Genomic DNA, 16369 nt, shown 5'->3' on the forward strand with positions numbered 1-16369 from the left:
AACGGCTGATCCTAGAGTTGTCGCCGTGACTATTCGCGTACTCATCGCCGACGATCAACAACTTGTCCGTACCGGATTTCAGATGATCTTAGATGCGCAACCGGACATGGAGGTCGTGGCGGCGGTCGCCGACGGCGCGGAGGCGGTATCCGAGGCGAGGCGGCTCCGGCCGGACGTCTGCCTGCTCGACATCCGCATGCCCAAGCTGGACGGCATCGAGGTGACCCGCGCCCTGGCCGGCCCCGGCGTCGAGAACCCCATGCGCATCGTCATCGTCACCACCTTCGACCTGGACGAGTACGTCTACGGAGCGCTGCGCGCGGGGGCCCTCGGCTTCCTGCTCAAGGACAGCGGGCCCACGCTGCTGATCGAGGCGGTCAAGGCGGCGGCGGGCGGCGACTCGCTGGTGTCGCCCTCGGTGACGGTACGGCTGCTGCAGCACCTGGCCCAGCCCAAGCTCCGCGTCGCCGCCCCGCTGAACGACCCGCTGACCGACCGCGAACTCGACGTCGTACGCCTGGTGGCGAGGGGCCGCACGAACCAGGAAGTGGCCGGCGAGCTGTTTGTATCACTTTCGACGGTAAAGACCCATTTGGGGAGCATCCAAGGAAAGCTCCGTGTCCGTAATCGGGTGGAAATCGCAGCTTGGGCGTGGGAATCCGGTGTCGTGAGCTGATTAACAAGTGACCTGGCGGGATAGAAGTGAAGCAGAACCTCAGCGCATGGCCCGGGGGGAGAACAACGTGCGCTACGCCCAGGCACCGCCCACTAGGGCAGCTTCTGTCGTCTACGTAACACTTGCCGCACAGGTCCTCTCCCTGGGCGCTCTCGTGATCTTCGAACACAGCCGTGGCCGCCGCCTCGCCACCCAGCTCGCGGCGTTCGGCGGCCGTCCGCACGGCGCCGACGCCGACGCGGTGGTCGGGGCCGTGACGGTGTTCGCCGTGCTGATGATGCTGGTCGCGGGGACGGCGATGGCCGCTGCCGCGGCCTACGTCACCTGGCTCGTCCGCGCCAGACAGGCCAACGACCGCTCGGCCCCCGCGGGCCCGGTGGCCGCCGCCTGGCTGATCCCCGGCGTCAACCTGATCGCGCCCCTCCTCCTGGTGGACGAGGTCTGGCGCGGCACCGGCCCACCGCACGACCGGCGCCGCTGGCTCGCCCTGCTGACCGCCTGGTGGCTGTCCTGGCTCGCCACCCTCACCCTGGTGACCACCCGCCTCCCCCTGGGCCACTCGGACGGCCTGACCGGCATCGGCCTCCCGGAGCTCACCTGCGCGATGGTCTCCGCCCTGCTGTGCGCGGCCACGGTCCGCGACATCACCAACATCCAGTGCGCTTCCCGCAGCCGGGGCCGTGCCCGCCTCCGCACCGCGGGCACCGTGACCCAACTCCCCACCCCACCACCCACGGAGCCTGCTCCGCTTGAGCAGACGGGTTGATGACCCCGGAGACGGCCAAGAAAACGCCGTAACGGCGACCGGCCACGTGCCGGTCAGCGGGCGTCTTCCTGGAGGCCCCTGGCCACGGTCGGCGGGTGGCGGTGGGGGCGGCTGTGCCGTAAAAGCGTAAAAAATCACGCCGCACTAGGCCCCGAACTCCCCTGACTGGCATGCCAGAGACGGCGGGTGGGAGGAGCAACCACCGGCCCCAAGTCCGCGTAGGGGGAGAGGCTGTAGCCGTTGGCGTATTCGATGCGCCGGCCGCCGACCCCCGCCGACTCCTCTGGAATCGACGCGAGTGGGGTCCGGGCGAGCATCGCTCTGACCGCCTCGATCCCGCTCGATCGCCACAGAGCGTCGAGATCGACCAGGTTCCAGCAGTCCACCGCGCGCATCGAGATCGCCCGGCGCCCCGTGCGCCGGACCACCCCCCTCGCCACCATGAGCCACGACCCGAACACCGTCGCCGCGCACCGCCCCTGCACCGACTCGAAGAACGTCAGGTCGATCGGCCCCGTCGAGTCGTCCAGCGTGGTGAAGATGACGCGCTGCCCCGACCGTACGGCCGGCGTCTGCGTGGCCACCTTGACCCCCGCGACCAGCACCTCGGCCCCATTGCGCTGGGACAGCAGCTCCGCCGAGCGCACCACCCCGATCGCGTCGAGCAGCTCGTCGTGGAAGCTGATGACGTGGCGGCTGATGTCGATGCCCAGGATCTCCAGCTCGGCCTCCACCATCTCGGTCTCGGTCATCTCGGGCAGCTCGCCGGGCGCGATGTGCTCGGTGAAACCCAGCGGGAGCTGCACGGCCGCTTCCTCGGGCCTCGCCGCGGGCACGGCGTCCAGACGCGCCGGGGTGTAGCGCCTGGACTTCGTGGTGGCCGGTTTGACGCCCGAGGCGGAGGTCCGGTCGAGGACGCCGACCTGGGCGATCAGGTCGCGGCGGGTCAGCCGCCCCGGACGCCAGCGGGCCCCGCCCGGGTGCAGGTCGTGCAGGTCGTCGAGGCCGCCCACCTGGACGATCCGCTCGATGACGGGCCGCGACGGGCGGGCCCGGTCCCAGAAGTCCGCGAGCGAGGTGTACGGCTGGCCCGCCACCATGCGCCCCACCTCCGCCTCGCTCACCCCCTTGATCGCGGAGAACGGCACGCGCAGCGCGTACCCCTTTCCGATCTCCCCGGCCTTGAAGCCACCGGGCTCGATCCTGAGGCGCACCCGGGGACCGAGCCGTTCCACGCGCCAGTCCTTGCCCGATCTGTTCACGTCGAGCGGCAGGATCTCCACCCCGCACTGCCGCGCCTCGTCGATGATCACGCGTTGCGGGTACATGCCGGGCTCGTGCGTGAGCACCCCGGCGAAGAACGCGGCCGCGTGGTGCCGCTTGAGCCAGGCCGACTGGTACGTGGGCAGCGCGAACGCCGCCGCGTGCGCCTTGCAGAACCCGAACGCGCCGAACGCGTCGAGCACCTTCCACGCCTTGTCCACGGCCGCGTCGCCGAACCCGTTCGACTTGGCCAGCGGCACGAAGTGCTTGCGCACCCGCTCGCGCCCCTCCGGCGAGGCCAGCGTGCGGCGCAGCGTCTCGGCGTGCGACAGGTCGCGGCCCGTCATCACCTCGATGATCCTGAGCACCTGCTCGTGGAAGACCACGACGCCGTGCGTCTCCTTCAGCGCGCCGCGCAGCCGCTCGTGCGGATAGTACGGCTCGCGCCACCCGTGCCTGGCCTCCAGATAGGGGGTGACCATGTCGGAGTTCACCGGTCCCGGCCGGAACAGCGAGATGTCCACGATCAGGTCGTGCATCTTGCGCGGCTCCAGCTTGGCGACCAGCTCGCGCTGGCCGGGCGACTCGATCTGGAAGCAGCCGAGCGTACGGCTGGCGCAGATCATGTCGTAGGTGGCCTGGTCGTCGTGGGGCACGTACTCGACGCCGGGCTCCGATCCGTGCTGCTTGTCGAGCTCGACCACGACGTCGTCCACCCGCTCGATCTCGCTCAGCGTGTAGGCCATCGCCGACTGCATCCGCACGCCCAGCACGTCGAGCTTGAGCAGCCCGGACTCCTCCACGTCGTCCTTGTCGAACTGCGACATCGGGAACTCCAGCAGGCTCCGCTCCACCGGCGTCCTGTCGCGCAGCTCCGCGTTGCCGATGAGGACCCCGCACGGGTGCAGCGCGATGTGCCTGGGCAGCCCGTCGAGCCTCTCCGCCAGCCGGAACACCCGCTCCAGCCCGGCCTCGCCGAGCCGGCTGTCGCGCAGCTCGGGCAGGTCGTTCAGCGACGCGGTGATCTGCTTGGCCCTGATGTGCGGGAACGCCTTGGCGATCGCGTCGATCTCGTGCGGCGGCAGCCCCATGGCCCCCGCCACGTCCCGGATCGCGCTGCGTGCCCGGTAGGTCTCCATCATCGAGACGCAGGCCACCCGCGACTCGCCGTACCTGTCGAAGATGGCCTTATAGCAGTCGAGCCGGCGCGCGGACTCCACGTCCACGTCGATGTCGGGCAGCCCGACGCGCCCGTCCGACAGGAAGCGCTCCATGAGCAGGCCGTGTTCGAGGGGGTTCACCTCGCCGATGCCGATGAGGTAGTTGACCAGGCTGCCCGCCCCCGAGCCGCGGATCGCGCAGCGGATGCCCATGCCGCGGATCATGTCGGTGATGCCAGCCACAGCTATGAAATATCCGGACAGGCGTTTCCGCTCGATGATGTCCATCTCGGCCCGCAGGCGCTCCCTGGCGTCGCCGGCGCGATCCAGCCCGCGCGAGATCAGCCCGTCCTCGACGCGGTGGCGCAGCAGCGGCACCGGGTCACGGCCGATCTCGGGCAGGTGCAGGTTCGGCGGGTCGTGCTTCAGCGCGAGCAGATCGACCGGGTCGATCGCGCACGCCTCGGCCAGCGTGCGGGTGGCGTGCAGGAGGCGGCCGACGCGATTGAGGTCGGTCCCGCAGATCTTGGCCGCCACCTGCCACATCTCCTTGGTGCCCTTGAGGTAGGCGTGCGAGGTGGTGCGCTCCAGGTGGCGCGGGTGCAGCGGGACGAGCTGCCGCGCCGCGTCGAGCACGTCGCCGACCTGGTGGTCGGCGGGATCCAGGTATCTGACGGCATTGGTGAGCACGGCCGGTACGCCCCGGGACTCGGCCAGGGCGAGCATCCGTACGGCGGTGGTGGCGTCGCGGAAGCCGTACTGGTCGACCAGCTCGATCACCACGCCGGGCACGGTGGCCAGCCACAGGTCGAGCAGCACCCGGGCGTGCTCGTCACGCCGCTCGGCCACCGCGCGGCCCACGTCGGAACGGGGTCCGAGCAGCACCGACAGCCCGCCCGCGTCCAGGGAGCCGATCAGCTCGCGCGTCACCTCGGGCGCGCCGCGCTCGCCCGCGTAGTGGGCGGCCGTGACCAGCCGCACCAACTGGGACCAGCCGCCCGCCCTGGCCAGCACCGTGACCCGGTCCTGGGCCCCCGGCCCGGTCTTGACCCGGCCCCGGGCGCCCAGACCGCTCTGGTCCCGGGCGCCCGGCCCGGTCTTCCCGCGCGCCCCGGAGCCCGCGAGCGCGAAGTTGACCCCGAACACCGAGGAGATCCGGGCCTCCGCGCACGCCTGGGCGTGCTTGATCGCGCCGTAGAGCCCGTCGCGGTCGGTCAGCGCGAGGATGTCCATCCCGTCCTCGGCCGCCCGGTGCACCAGCGCCCGCGGGAAGGCGGTGCCGTAGCGCATGGAGTACGCGGAGCTCACGTTCAGGTGGGGGAACGGCGGGGCCATCAGTCCCACGCCCGCAGGAGCAGCCACCCGCCACTGGCGGTGTCGAACCGCAGCTCGTAGGAACCGACCTCGCGCCCGGGACTGGCCTCCACCCGCCAGAACTGCCGCTCACCGGGATCGTTCTCGTCGGTCTTCCACCACTCCCGGGCCACCACCCAGTGGTCGAGGACCCGGCGGACGAGATAGAGACGATCGCGCCAGACGAACTGGGTCGGCTCCCCGTCCCTCGTCCACACCTCTATCGGATCGCCATAGAGTCTGCTCAAGTCGCTTCTCCCCGCGGCTCTCGTGCCTATGCTGAGCCACCCGGGGGAAGGCGGGCGCTTATGACTCGAACATATGTTCTCAGGCCCCGAAACGCAAGTCGCCCGCCTGCCGCACCAGAGGGTTGGCGTCGATCGAGTTGCGGATGCTGAAGACCACGCTGCCCGCCCGGTAGCGGTCGTCGGACCACTCCACCGGCCGGCCCTCGTGCGTGGTGGTGATGCGGCGCTGGCGCAGCAGCGGGCTGCCGCGCCGTACCCCCAGGAGACGGGCGTCCCGGGCGCCCGCGGAGACGGCGTCGATGAGGTGCTCGCCATAGGCGAAGACCAGCCCGATCGAGTCGTACAGCGCCTCGGTGACCGACTCGCAGCCGGGCGCGAGCTCTTCGACGGCGGTGGCCACCCACTCCGCGTACACCGTGCGCTCCAGCAGGACGGGATCGCCCTCCAGTGTGCGCAGCCGGAGCACGTCGAGCACCTCGTCGGTGCCGAGTCTGGCGGCCTCGGCGGGGCTCGCCGCCCGGCGACCCTGGGTGATCACCTGGCCGCCGAAGCGGTAGCCGTTGGCGCGCGCCCACTGGGCGAAGCTGTGCAACTCGGCGAAGCTCTGACTGCGCGCCTTGCCCAGCACGATGCGCCTGGCCCCCTGCCGAGAACCGACCAACCCCTCGGCGACCAGCACCGCTACCGCCTGGCGTACCGTGCCGCGGGCGGCGAGATAGCGGGCGGCCAACTCCGCCTCCGTGGGGAGCTGCGAGCCGACCGGATGCAGGCCAGCGAGGATGTCATCACGCAGCGCATCGGCGATCCGTTCATAACGCGCAACCATCCGCGACCCTTCGTATTCATGAAAGAGCAATCTTCATGCGGCCTACTAATGCTGGCTTGTTTGTACAAGTTCCCGTAAATTCTTCCCACACCCCTCGGAGAGTGGAGGCGACGTGTTCACACCTCGCGCCCGTGTGGCAGGCGTCATCGCAGCCCTTACCGTAGCCACGGCGGCGTGCGGCGCCGCCCCAGGCACTCAGCAGACCAAGGCGTCAGAAGGCGGGGTGAACGCGAAGACCGCCACCTCCGCCGCAGATTTCGGCGGCCTGGACAAACTCGTCGAGGCGGCGAAGAAGGAGGGCGACCTCCACGTCATCGCGCTGCCGCCCGACTGGGCCAACTATGGCGAGATCATCAAGGGATTCACCGCCAAGTACGGGATCAAGGTCGAGAGCGAGGACCCCGACGCGGCCAGCGCCGACGAGATCACCGCGGTGAAGACCCGCAAGGGCCAGGACCGCGCGCCCGACGTGCTCGACCTCGGCCAGTCGTTCGCGATCAGCGGTGCCAAGGAGGGCCTGTTCGCGCCCTACAAGGTGCAGGCGTTCGACAAGGTTCCCGAGGGCCAGAAGGAGCCGACCGGGCTCTGGACGAACGACTACGGCGGCTACGTGTCGATCGGCTGCGACGCCAAGAAGATCAGCACCTGCCCGGCCAGCTTCGCCGACCTGCTCAAGCCCGAGTACAAGGGCAAGGTCGCGATGAACGGCAACCCGACCAAGTCCGGCTCGGCCTTCGCCGGCGTCTACGCCGCGTCGATCGCGAGCGGTGGCTCGTTCGACGACATCCAGCCGGGCATCGAGTTCTTCAAGAAGCTGAAGGCCGCGGGCAACTACAACCCGGTCGAGACCACGCCGGCGACGATCGAGAAGGGCGAGACCCAGATCAGCATCGACTGGGACTACAACAACGCCGCCTACGTGTCCGAGATGACGGCCAAGGGCCTCGACTGGAAGGTGAACGTGCCTGCCGACGGCAAGTACTTCCAGATGTACGCCCAGGCCGTCAACAAGGACGCTCCCCACCCGGCCGCCGCCCGCCTCTGGCAGGAGTACCTCTACAGCGCCGAGGGCCAGAACCTCTACCTCAAGGGCTTCGCCAGGCCGGTGCTCCTGCCGGTCATGACCACCGACGGCTCGGTCGACAAGGCCGCCGCCGACGCGCTGCCCAAGGTCGAGGGCACGCCCACGTTCCCCACCCCCGAGCAGGTGGACGCGGCCAAGGCCAAGCTGGCCAGCGGCTGGGACGCGGCGATCTCGGGATGACCCGCGCCAAGGGGTGGCTCGGCGCGCTGCCCCTGCTCGTCTTCTTCGCGCTGGTCTTCGGCATCCCCGCCATCGCGCTGGTGGCGGGGGCGTTCACCGCGAACGGCGAGCCGAGCTTGGCCAACCTCGGTCAGAGCCTCCAGGGCGGCTACCTCACCGCGATGGCCGGCAGCGTCAAGCTCTCGGCCGTGGTGGCGCTGCTCGGGGCCGTGCTCGGCACGTTCCTCGCCCAGGCGGTGGTGACCTCCCGGTTCGCCCTGCTGCGTGAGGCGGTGCTGACGGCCTCCGGTGTGCTGGCCAACTTCGGCGGCGTGCCGCTGGCCTTCTTCTGGATCGCCACGCTCGGCAACTCCGGCGTGATCAGCGGCCTGCTCGGGCTGCCGTCCGGCGCGCTGTACACGTTCTGGGGCCTGGTGATCGTCTACCTGTACTTCTCGGTCCCGCTGATGGTGCTGGTCATGGCGCCCGCGCTGGACGGGCTGCGGCCGCAGTGGCGGGAGGCGGCGGCCAACAACGGCGCGACGGCCTGGCAGTTCTGGCGCTTCATCGGGCTGCCGGTGCTCACGCCATCCATGCTCGGCGGGGTGGTGCTGCTGTTCGGCAGCGCGTTCGCGGCCTTCGCGACGGCCAACGCCATGGTCGGGACCGTGGTGCCGCTGGTGACCTTGAAGATCGCCAGCGCGCTCACGGGTGACGTGCTGATCGGCTACGAGAACATCGCGCTCGCGCTCAGCCTCGACATGATCGTGGTGGCCGGGCTGGTCATGGCGATCTACCTGCCGCTGCAGAAGAGGAGCACCCGATGGCTGCGCTGACCGGACTGGAGCCGGTGACCGCTCCCGCGCCGGCGCCTGCCCGGCCCCGGGTGTGGCGCGGGGTGGTGTTCCTGCTGGCCGCCGCGTACTTCCTGATCCCGCTCGGGGCCTCGCTCTGGTACACGATCTACACCCCCACGACCGGGGTGTCCTTCGCGGCCTACGGCCAGCTCCTGACGGCCGAGGGGTTCGGGTCGTCGTTGCTGCTGTCCATGTCGCTGGCCGTCGCGACGATCGTGCTGGTCCTGCTGCTCACGCTGCCGGCGATGCTGGCCGTACGGCTCAGCGCGCCGCGGCTGCGGCCCGTGATGGAGGTGCTCTGCACGCTGCCGCTGGTGGTGCCGCCGATCACGTTCGTGGCGGGGCTCACCACCTCGTTGCGTACCGGGACCGACGTGCTGGCCCCGACGCCGTTCTGGGCGACGCTGATCGCGGTGCAGGACCCGGTCTTCCCCATCGTGCTCGTGTTCGCGTACGTGGTGCTGGTGCTGCCGTTCGTCTACCGCTCGCTCGACGCCGGGCTGCGCACCATGGACGTGCGTACGCTCGTCGAGGCGGCCCGCAACCTGGGCGCGTCGTGGCCGCACGTGCTGTTCAGGGTGATCATCCCCAATCTGCGCTCGGCTCTGGCCAGCGCGTCGTTCCTGACGCTCGCGCTGGTGCTGGGCGAGTTCACCGTGGCCAGGCTGCTGGGCTACCAGCCGTTCGCGGTGTGGATCGTGACGATCTCCGGGTCCAAGGGGCAACTGTCGGTCGCGGTGTCGATCCTCAGCCTGCTGCTCATCTGGCTGCTGCTGCTCGCGGTGTCCACCGCGTTCTCGGGAAAGGTTCGGAAATGACGGCTCAGGTGGAGTTCCGGGGGCTGCGGCGGGTGTTCGGCAAGACGGTGGCGCTGGACGGCTTCGACCTGACGATCGCGCCGGGCGAGTTCGTCGCCTTGCTGGGGCCCTCCGGCTGCGGCAAGACGACGGCGCTGCGGTGCGTGGCCGGGTTCGAGCGGCCGGACTCCGGCGCCGTGCTCATCGACGGCTCGGACATCACCGACATGCCCGCCAACAAGCGCGACGCGGGCATGGTCTTCCAGTCCTACTCCCTCTTCCCGAACCTGAACGCCCGCGACAACGTCGCCTTCGGCCTGCGCGTACGCAAGGTCCCCGTGGCCACCAGACGCGCCAAGGCGGACGAACTCCTCGAACTCGTCGGTCTCCCCGCCCACGCCGACCGCTTCCCGCACCAGCTCTCCGGCGGCCAGCAGCAGCGCGTCGCCCTGGCCCGCGCGCTCGCGCTGGAGCCCCGGGTGCTGCTGCTCGACGAGCCGCTGTCGGCACTCGACGCCAAGGTACGGGTGTCGCTGCGCGAGGAGATCCGCCGCCTCCAGCTCGATCTCGGCATCACCACCATCTTCGTCACCCACGACCAGGAGGAGGCCCTGTCGATCGCCGACCGGGTCGCCGTCCTGCGCAACGGCCGCCTGGAACAGTGCGGGCCGCCCGCCGAGGTCTACGACCGTCCGGCCACCCCGTTCGTGGCCGAGTTCGTTGGCACCATGAACCACCTGGCCGGGCACGTCTCCGGCGACCAGGTGACGGTGCTGGGCCAACTCCTGCCCGTCGACGGCTCGGCCCCCGGCACCCTGGAGGTGGACGTGCTGATCCGCCCCGAGGCCGTGCGGGTTACCCCGGCGCCGGAGGGCAAGGCGGAAGTGATCGCCGCCTCCTTCCGGGGCGCCTCCGTCCGGCTCCGGGTCGCCCTGTCGGGGGGTGAGGTCGTGGCCGACGTACCCGGTCACGAGGCGGTACGGCTGGCACCCGGCACCCGGGTGACGGTCCGCCTGGTGGAGCGGCCCGTACTGGTGGCCGAAAGAACGGTCACGGCCCCCTCCCCCGCCACGGAACCTGCCGATGCCGTCTGATCCGTCGTCACCGGAGCCGTCGTCACCGGAGCCGTCGTCACCGGAGCCGTCGTCATCGGGGGCGCCGATTTGGGAGGTGCCGCAGGCCGTCCTGTTCGACATGGACGGCACGCTGGTGGACACCGAGGGGTTCTGGTGGCAGGCCGCGACCTCGGTGGCGCGGACTCTCGGCGTCGAGCTGGGCCCCGCCGACACCCTGAACGTCCTCGGCCGCGCGGCCGAGGACGTGGCGGCCCTCTTGCTGTCCACCGCCGAACCCCACGCCGCCGCCCTGCCCGACATCGCCCGGCAGCTCATCGACGCCTTCGCCGCCCGCATCGCCGAGCAGCCCGGAGGCGTACCGCTGATCCCCGGCGCCCTGGACCTCCTCGGCGAACTCCACGCGGAAGGCATCCCGACCGCCCTGGTCAGCGCCTCACCGCGGAGCATCGTCCACCTGGTCCTGCCCCGCCTCGACCACCACTTCGCCCTGATCGTGACGGCCGACGACACCACCCGCGGCAAGCCGCACCCGGACCCGTACCTGAAGGCCACGACCCAGCTCGGCGTGGACCCACGACGCTGCGTCGCGATCGAGGACAGCCCCACCGGAATCGCCGCCGCCACCGCCGCCGGCTGCCACGTCATGGCGATCGACACCGGCCGGGGGCTGCCCAGCTTGCACTCACTGCGCGTTTTCAAGCCTTGACGCGTTGGGCGGGAAAGACGTGCGGGCGGAAAAGCAACTTCGATGGGAGCGAGGCCAAGGTGGAGCTCGCCGGACTTGTCGCCACCAATCAGCAGGATGGCCGAGCACCACGGATCGAACGCGAACAAGATCCGAACCTGCCGCAGGGCCGAGCATGGTCTGGCACAAGCGCGCCGAGGTCATCCGCCAGTCAGGCAGATGTCGGTAAGCTAGCCCGCCGTGAGTGGTGAATCCTCCCAGATCGGGCGCTACAGGTTGCTGAGCGTGCTGGGCCGAGGCGGGATGGGGACGGTCCATCTTGCCGAGGATCCCTCTGGGCAGCGGGTCGCCATCAAGGTGATCAACGCCGAGCTCAGCCAGCACGAGCAGTTTCGCATGCGGTTCCGCCGGGAGGCCGACGCCGCTCAGCGGGTCCGCAGGTTCTGTACGGCGGCGGTGCTCGAAGCGGCGCTCGAGGGCGATCAGCTCTATGTCGTCACCGAGTACGTGCCGGGGCCCAATCTGGAGGAGGCCGTCCGGCAGTCGGGGCCGCTCAAGGGGTCGAGTCTCGATGCGCTGGCGGTCAGCGTGGCCACCGCGCTCACCGCGATCCACGGGGCGGGGGTCGTGCACCGTGATCTCAAGCCGTCGAACGTGCTGCTGTCCCCCGTCGGGCCGCGAGTGATCGACTTCGGCATCGCGCGGGCGCTCGACACACTGGGCGGGGTCACCGGGACCGGCGAGCTCATCGGCACACCCCGGTACATGGCGCCCGAGGTGCTGCGTGGCGATCCGGTCTCGCCCGCGTGCGACGTGTTCTCGTGGGGCTCGCTGATCGTGTACGCGGCGAGCGGGAAGGCGGCGTTCGGCGGCGACACGCTGCCCGCGACCGTCTACCAGGTGCTCAACACCGAACCGGTGCTCGACGCGGTCGAGCCGGGGCTGCGGGAGCTGGTCAGGGCGGCGCTGCGCAAGGATCCGGCCGCGCGGCCGACCGCGCAGCAACTGCTCGATCATCTTGTGGGCGGCCGCTCGGTCGCGCCGGAGCAGGCCGCCCAGGCGATACAGCCGACACAGACCGCTCCGGCGGTACACGCGGAGCAGGCCGCTCAGACCGCGCAGGTGGCCTGGCAGCACGCGACCGCGGCGTTCCCTGAGCGGCGACCATCGAAAAGGGGCCGGGTCGTCGCGGGCATCGCCGTGGCGGTGGCGGTGCTGGTCACCGGGAGCATCACGGCCTGGGCGACGCTCCGGGACAGCGGGCCGCCCGAGCTCCCGGTCCTGTACCAGGAGGACTTCACGCAGACCAGCGGCGGCTGGAGCGGCAGCTACGATCCGACGGACGAGGTCAGCTACGGCTACCGGACCGACGGCACGTACGGGCTCGACGTGGAGGCGGACTACGTGGAGCGCCTGGAGAAGGCCCCGGCGCCGTTCCTCATCGCCAAGCCGACGACCACGCCCAGCCCGTCGTCGACGCCCACGCCGATGCTGCCCCAGACGGTGGTGGTCGGCGTGACCGCCCAGGTGAAGCGGGCCGTGGGCACCGGCGAGTACGGCGTCTACTGCCACAACACCGACAACGGCACCTATTACGAGTTCGCCCTCGACACCTCCGGCATGGCACGCATCCGGCGCATCTTCGACGGCTCGGGCGGCACGCTGGCCCAGCCGGTCCAGGTGGACGGGCTGGGGAGCAAGGCCGTCAGGATCGAGGCCTCCTGCGAGCAGGACGGCACCACCGTACGGCTGACCATGTGGGTGAACGGTGAGAAGGTCCACCAGGTCGACGACCCGAACGGCATCGGCAACGGCTACGTCGGCCTGTTCGCGCGCACGTCCAAGGCCGAGCGGTCGGTGCTCAAGACCACTTTCGACGACTTCGAGCTACGTGGGAGAAAGGAACCCTGACCACACATGCTGATCGAGATCTCTGACGGAGCTCCGTACGGCATCGCTACCGGCCCCGACGGCGCGCTCTGGTTCACACTCGTGCACCAGGGCCGGGTCGGCAGGCTGGTGCCCGGTGCGGAGCCCGTGATCCACCAGCTCGACCCGGCGGACGGCGGGCCTACGGTGATCGTGCCCGGGGCTGACGGGGCCATGTGGTTCACCGAGTTCCAGGGCGGCCGGGTGGGGCGGATCACCGAGGCGGGTCAGGTGACCGCGTTCGAGGCGGAGAGTCCGTACGGGATCACCGCCGGGCCGGACGGGGCCATGTGGTTCACACGGACGCGGGCCGACAAGATCGGGCGAATCGCGGCGGACGGGGCGCGGACGGAGTTCGAGATCCCGGTGATGGGCGGTATGCCCTCGGGCATCACGGCGGGGCCTGACAACGCCCTCTGGTTCACGCTCAACCAGGGCAACGCCATCGGCCGCATCGCGCTGTCGGGCGCGGTGACGATCCATGAGCTGCCGACGGAGGGGGCCGCGCCGGTGGGCATCACCTCGGGCCCGGATGGGGCGCTGTGGTTCGTGGAGATCGGCGCGGGTCAGATCGGCCGCGTGGACCTTTCCGGAAAAATCATCGAATATCCGCTGCCGGAGCGGGCCTCCCGGCCGCACGCCATCGTCACCGGGGCCGACGGCGCCCTCTGGTTCACCGAGTGGGGCGCCAACCGCGTGGGCCGCATCACGACCGAGGGCGCCATCGAGGAGTACGACCTGCCCTCGCGCGACGTCCCGGCCGAGCCGCACGGCCTCACGGTGGGCCCCGACGGCGCGATCTGGGTCGCCCTGGAGGCGGGCGCGCTCGCCAGGATCGACCGATGATTGGCGGAAGGTGGAATCGGCGGGTCACGAAGGGGAGTTGACTAGGGATATGCGTGCCATAGTCATCACCGCCCAGGGCGGCCCAGAGGTCCTCGAGTACGTAGAGCGTCCCGACCCGGAGCCGGGTGACGGAGACGTCGTGATCGACGTCGCCGCCAGCGGCGTCAACTACATCGACATCTACCACCGCTCCGGGGCGTATCCGCTCACCCTGCCCAGCCCGATCGGCTCGGAAGGGGCGGGTGTCGTCTCCGCCGTGGGCTCCGATGTCACGGACGTGTCCGTCGGCGACACCGTGGCGTGGGCCAACGTGCTCGGCAGCTACGCCGAGAAGGCCGTGGTCCCGGCCGCCCGGGTGGTTCCGGTGCCCGCCTCCGTCTCCGCCGAGCTGGCCGCCGCGACGATGCTGCAGGGCATGACCGCCCACTACCTCACGCACTCCACGTACGAGGTGAAGCCGGGCGACAGCGTCCTCGTGCACGCGGGCGCCGGCGGCATGGGCCAGCTGCTGATCCAGCTCGCCAAGCTCAGGGGCGCGACGGTGCACACCACCGTCTCCAGCGAGGAGAAGGAGAAGGTGGCCCGCGCGGCCGGAGCCGACGAGGTGCTGCACTACGACGACTTCGCCGACGTGCTCCGCGGGCAGGTGGACGTGGTCTACGACGGCGTGGGGGCGGCCACGTTCGACGGCGGGCTGACGGCGCTGCGGACGCGCGGGCTCATGGCCCTGTACGGGGCGGCCAGCGGGCCCGTGCCGCCGTTCGATCCGCAGCGGCTCAACAAGGAGGGCTCGCTCTTCCTGACCAGGCCGACGCTGACCCACTTCATCGCCGAGCGGGAGGAGCTGCTGTGGCGGGCCTCCGACCTGTTCGGGTGGATCGCCGCCGGGGAGCTGAAGATCGACATCTCGCACCGTTATCCGATGGCCGAGGCGGGCCGTGCGCACGAGGACCTCGCCGCTCGCCGTACGACGGGCAAGCTGCTCCTGATCCCCTGAGCACCCTGCGGGAGGCGGTGCGGGTACGGCCGCCTCCCATGAACTACGCTCCCAAACGTGGACATAGCCCCCTCTTTGTGGTCATTCGCCGCAGTGGTCGCTCTCCTGACCATCACCCCGGGCCTCGACACGGCCCTCATCCTGCGTACGTCCCTGCTGTCCGGCAGGCGGCCGGCCTGGGGCGTCGTCCTGGGCATCCAGCTGGGCACGCTCACCTGGGGTCTGCTGACCGCGGTGGGTCTGTCCACGCTCCTGGCCGCCTCCCAGCTGGCCTACGACATCCTGCGCTGGGCCGGCGCCGCGTACCTGGTCTGGATGGGCATCCGCATGCTCGTGACCAGGACGAAGCCGCAGGAGGGCACGGTGGAGACCGGCTTCGGCACCGGCTTCCGGCGCGGCCTGCTCACCAACCTGCTGAACCCCAAGGTGGGCGCCTTCTACGTGGCGATGTTGCCGCAGTTCATCCCGGCGGACGCCCCGCACGCGGCCATGGGCCTGCTCCTGGCGGGAGTCCATGTGGGCGAGGGCCTGCTGTGGAGTGCCGTGCTGGTCGGCTGTGCGGCCCTCATGAGCGGCGCCCTGCGTACCCCGGCCGTCAGGCGGCTGCTGGACCGCGTGACGGGCATTGTGATCGTCGCTTTCGGCATCCGGCTGGCCTTGGACAACTAGGGTCAACTATGCGCACGTCACGGCGCCCAGCCCCGCATCACCGGAGGAGCGTGTCCCTGGACAGGGGCCGGCCACGCACCCGGGGTGGGGCCGGCCACTGCTGGCCATAAAAGAGCATCTGGTCGTAAAGCGGTAGCGTGCTCCTGTGCAGACGGCGTTCGTGCTCGGTGGTGGCGGGGTCCTTGGCGCGCACGAGGTGGGCATGCTCCAGGCGCTCGACGAGGAGGGCATCGTGCCCGACCTCGTGGTCGGCACGTCCGTCGGCGCGCTGAACGGGGTGCTGCTGGCCGCCGACCCCGTCCGCGCCGTGGAGCGGCTGTCGTCGCTGTGGCGTTCCGATGTGGTCCGTACGGCGTTCGCAGGTTCGTGGGTCACCCGGCTGTCCACCTTGGCCAGGACCGGCACCCATCTGCACCCGATCGGGCCGCTTCGAGCGCTGTTGAGCGAGATGCTGCCGGTTTCAGAGATCGAGGAGTTGGCGGTGCCGTTCCAGTGCGTCGCGGCCTCGGTGGAGCGGGCCACCGCGCACTGGTTCGACCAGGGGCCACTGGTCGACGCCGTGCTGGCCTCGTGCGCGGTGCCCGGGCTGCTGCCGCCCGTGTCCATCGGCGGCGAGCACTTCTTCGACGGTGGCCTGGTGCACAGCATCCCCGTCGGCCGGGCCGTGCAACTGGGGGCCAAGCGCGTCTACGTCCTGCACGTCGGGCGGATCGAGCGCCCGCTCAGCGTGCCGCGCCGGCCCTGGGAAGTGGGCATGGTGGCGTTCGAGATCGCGCGCCGGCACCGGTTCGCCGAGGAGATGGCCACGCTGCCGCCCGACGTCGAGGTGCACGTGCTGCCCGCCGGGGCGACACGGCCGATGTCGAACCTCCGCTACCGCGACCTGTCACAGATCTCCCATTACATCGAACGGGCCTACCACGCGTCTTCCCGATATCTCCAGACAGGAGGACGATGAAGATCTGACCATCTGGAGGC

The 16369-nt window shown here is 70.4% G+C and carries 15 protein-coding genes; 12 read left to right on the forward strand and 3 right to left on the reverse strand.

What is annotated here, in order from left to right; translation table 11 throughout:
• The first annotated feature begins 25 nt into the window (after positions 1–25).
• A complete protein-coding gene (locus ACGFNP_RS56415) occupies positions 26–676 on the forward strand; it encodes a response regulator transcription factor (protein WP_358332622.1) in 651 nt (216 codons plus the stop codon).
• A gap of 154 nt (positions 677–830) precedes the next feature.
• On the forward strand, positions 831–1442 hold the full coding sequence (locus ACGFNP_RS56420) for a DUF4328 domain-containing protein (protein WP_358332625.1): 612 nt from the start codon (positions 831–833) through the stop codon (positions 1440–1442).
• Between the two features lie 134 nt (positions 1443–1576).
• On the opposite strand, the gene ACGFNP_RS56425 is transcribed toward ACGFNP_RS56420, so the two are convergent.
• The 3 genes from ACGFNP_RS56425 to ACGFNP_RS56435 form a co-directional block, all read right to left on the reverse strand.
• Complete coding sequence (locus tag ACGFNP_RS56425) at positions 1577–5200, reverse strand: DNA polymerase III subunit alpha (protein ID WP_358332917.1); 3624 nt, start codon at positions 5198–5200, stop codon at positions 1577–1579.
• Complete coding sequence (locus tag ACGFNP_RS56430; protein WP_219537547.1) at positions 5200–5466, reverse strand: DUF6504 family protein; 267 nt, start codon at positions 5464–5466, stop codon at positions 5200–5202. The genes ACGFNP_RS56425 and ACGFNP_RS56430 overlap by 1 nt, the downstream gene beginning before the upstream one ends.
• 79 nt (positions 5467–5545) lie before the next feature.
• Positions 5546–6292 carry a GntR family transcriptional regulator gene (locus tag ACGFNP_RS56435; protein ID WP_393332772.1) on the reverse strand — a complete coding sequence of 249 codons (747 nt, stop codon included), beginning with the start codon at positions 6290–6292 and terminating at the stop codon, positions 5546–5548.
• 223 nt (positions 6293–6515) lie between these two features.
• Between ACGFNP_RS56435 and ACGFNP_RS56440 the strand changes: the two genes are divergently transcribed.
• The 10 genes from ACGFNP_RS56440 (at position 6516) to ACGFNP_RS56485 (ending at position 16349) form a co-directional block, all read left to right on the forward strand.
• Positions 6516–7556, forward strand: coding sequence for an ABC transporter substrate-binding protein (locus ACGFNP_RS56440; protein ID WP_393332775.1), 1041 nt, complete (start codon positions 6516–6518; stop codon positions 7554–7556).
• A complete protein-coding gene (locus tag ACGFNP_RS56445; RefSeq protein ID WP_393332778.1) occupies positions 7553–8371 on the forward strand; it encodes an ABC transporter permease in 819 nt (272 codons plus the stop codon). Before ACGFNP_RS56440 ends, ACGFNP_RS56445 begins: the two co-directional genes overlap by 4 nt.
• Positions 8359–9210 (forward strand): ABC transporter permease, encoded by an 852-nt coding sequence (locus ACGFNP_RS56450; RefSeq protein ID WP_393332781.1) that lies wholly within the window; start codon positions 8359–8361, stop codon positions 9208–9210. The genes ACGFNP_RS56445 and ACGFNP_RS56450 overlap by 13 nt, the downstream gene beginning before the upstream one ends.
• Positions 9207–10283 carry an ABC transporter ATP-binding protein gene (locus ACGFNP_RS56455; protein WP_393332783.1) on the forward strand — a complete coding sequence of 359 codons (1077 nt, stop codon included), beginning with the start codon at positions 9207–9209 and terminating at the stop codon, positions 10281–10283. Before ACGFNP_RS56450 ends, ACGFNP_RS56455 begins: the two co-directional genes overlap by 4 nt.
• Positions 10273–10971: an HAD family hydrolase gene (locus ACGFNP_RS56460; RefSeq protein ID WP_393332786.1), complete on the forward strand. Its 699-nt coding sequence runs from the start codon at positions 10273–10275 to the stop codon at positions 10969–10971. The genes ACGFNP_RS56455 and ACGFNP_RS56460 overlap by 11 nt, the downstream gene beginning before the upstream one ends.
• Positions 10972–11190: 219 nt before the next feature.
• Positions 11191–12861, forward strand: coding sequence for a serine/threonine-protein kinase (locus tag ACGFNP_RS56465; RefSeq protein ID WP_393332789.1), 1671 nt, complete (start codon positions 11191–11193; stop codon positions 12859–12861).
• A gap of 6 nt (positions 12862–12867) precedes the next feature.
• Positions 12868–13725: a virginiamycin B lyase gene (locus tag ACGFNP_RS56470; protein WP_393332791.1), complete on the forward strand. Its 858-nt coding sequence runs from the start codon at positions 12868–12870 to the stop codon at positions 13723–13725.
• A 49-nt stretch (positions 13726–13774) separates the two neighbouring features.
• Positions 13775–14722, forward strand: coding sequence for a quinone oxidoreductase family protein (locus ACGFNP_RS56475; RefSeq protein ID WP_393332794.1), 948 nt, complete (start codon positions 13775–13777; stop codon positions 14720–14722).
• 57 nt (positions 14723–14779) lie between these two features.
• Positions 14780–15391, forward strand: coding sequence for a LysE family translocator (locus ACGFNP_RS56480; protein WP_393332797.1), 612 nt, complete (start codon positions 14780–14782; stop codon positions 15389–15391).
• Between the two features lie 145 nt (positions 15392–15536).
• Positions 15537–16349: a patatin-like phospholipase family protein gene (locus ACGFNP_RS56485; RefSeq protein ID WP_358332659.1), complete on the forward strand. Its 813-nt coding sequence runs from the start codon at positions 15537–15539 to the stop codon at positions 16347–16349.
• The last annotated feature ends 20 nt before the right edge of the window (positions 16350–16369 follow it).

It is taken from the genome of Nonomuraea sp. NPDC049269 (genome assembly GCF_043197155.1).
Lineage (GTDB): Bacteria > Actinomycetota > Actinomycetes > Streptosporangiales > Streptosporangiaceae > Nonomuraea.

Excerpts from the sequence above, each read along its gene's own strand:
- ACGFNP_RS56450 (WP_393332781.1), top strand. The coding sequence starts at position 8,359 with ATGGCTGCGCTGACCGGACTGGAGCCGGTGACCGCTCCCGCGCCGGCG.
- ACGFNP_RS56470 (WP_393332791.1), top strand. The coding sequence starts at position 12,868 with ATGCTGATCGAGATCTCTGACGGAGCTCCGTACGGCATCGCTACCGGC.
- ACGFNP_RS56460 (WP_393332786.1), top strand. The coding sequence starts at position 10,273 with ATGCCGTCTGATCCGTCGTCACCGGAGCCGTCGTCACCGGAGCCGTCG.
- ACGFNP_RS56425 (WP_358332917.1), bottom strand. The coding sequence starts at position 5,200 with ATGGCCCCGCCGTTCCCCCACCTGAACGTGAGCTCCGCGTACTCCATG.
- ACGFNP_RS56445 (WP_393332778.1), top strand. The coding sequence starts at position 7,553 with ATGACCCGCGCCAAGGGGTGGCTCGGCGCGCTGCCCCTGCTCGTCTTC.
- ACGFNP_RS56455 (WP_393332783.1), top strand. The coding sequence starts at position 9,207 with ATGACGGCTCAGGTGGAGTTCCGGGGGCTGCGGCGGGTGTTCGGCAAG.
- ACGFNP_RS56475 (WP_393332794.1), top strand. The coding sequence starts at position 13,775 with ATGCGTGCCATAGTCATCACCGCCCAGGGCGGCCCAGAGGTCCTCGAG.
- ACGFNP_RS56435 (WP_393332772.1), bottom strand. The coding sequence starts at position 6,292 with ATGGTTGCGCGTTATGAACGGATCGCCGATGCGCTGCGTGATGACATC.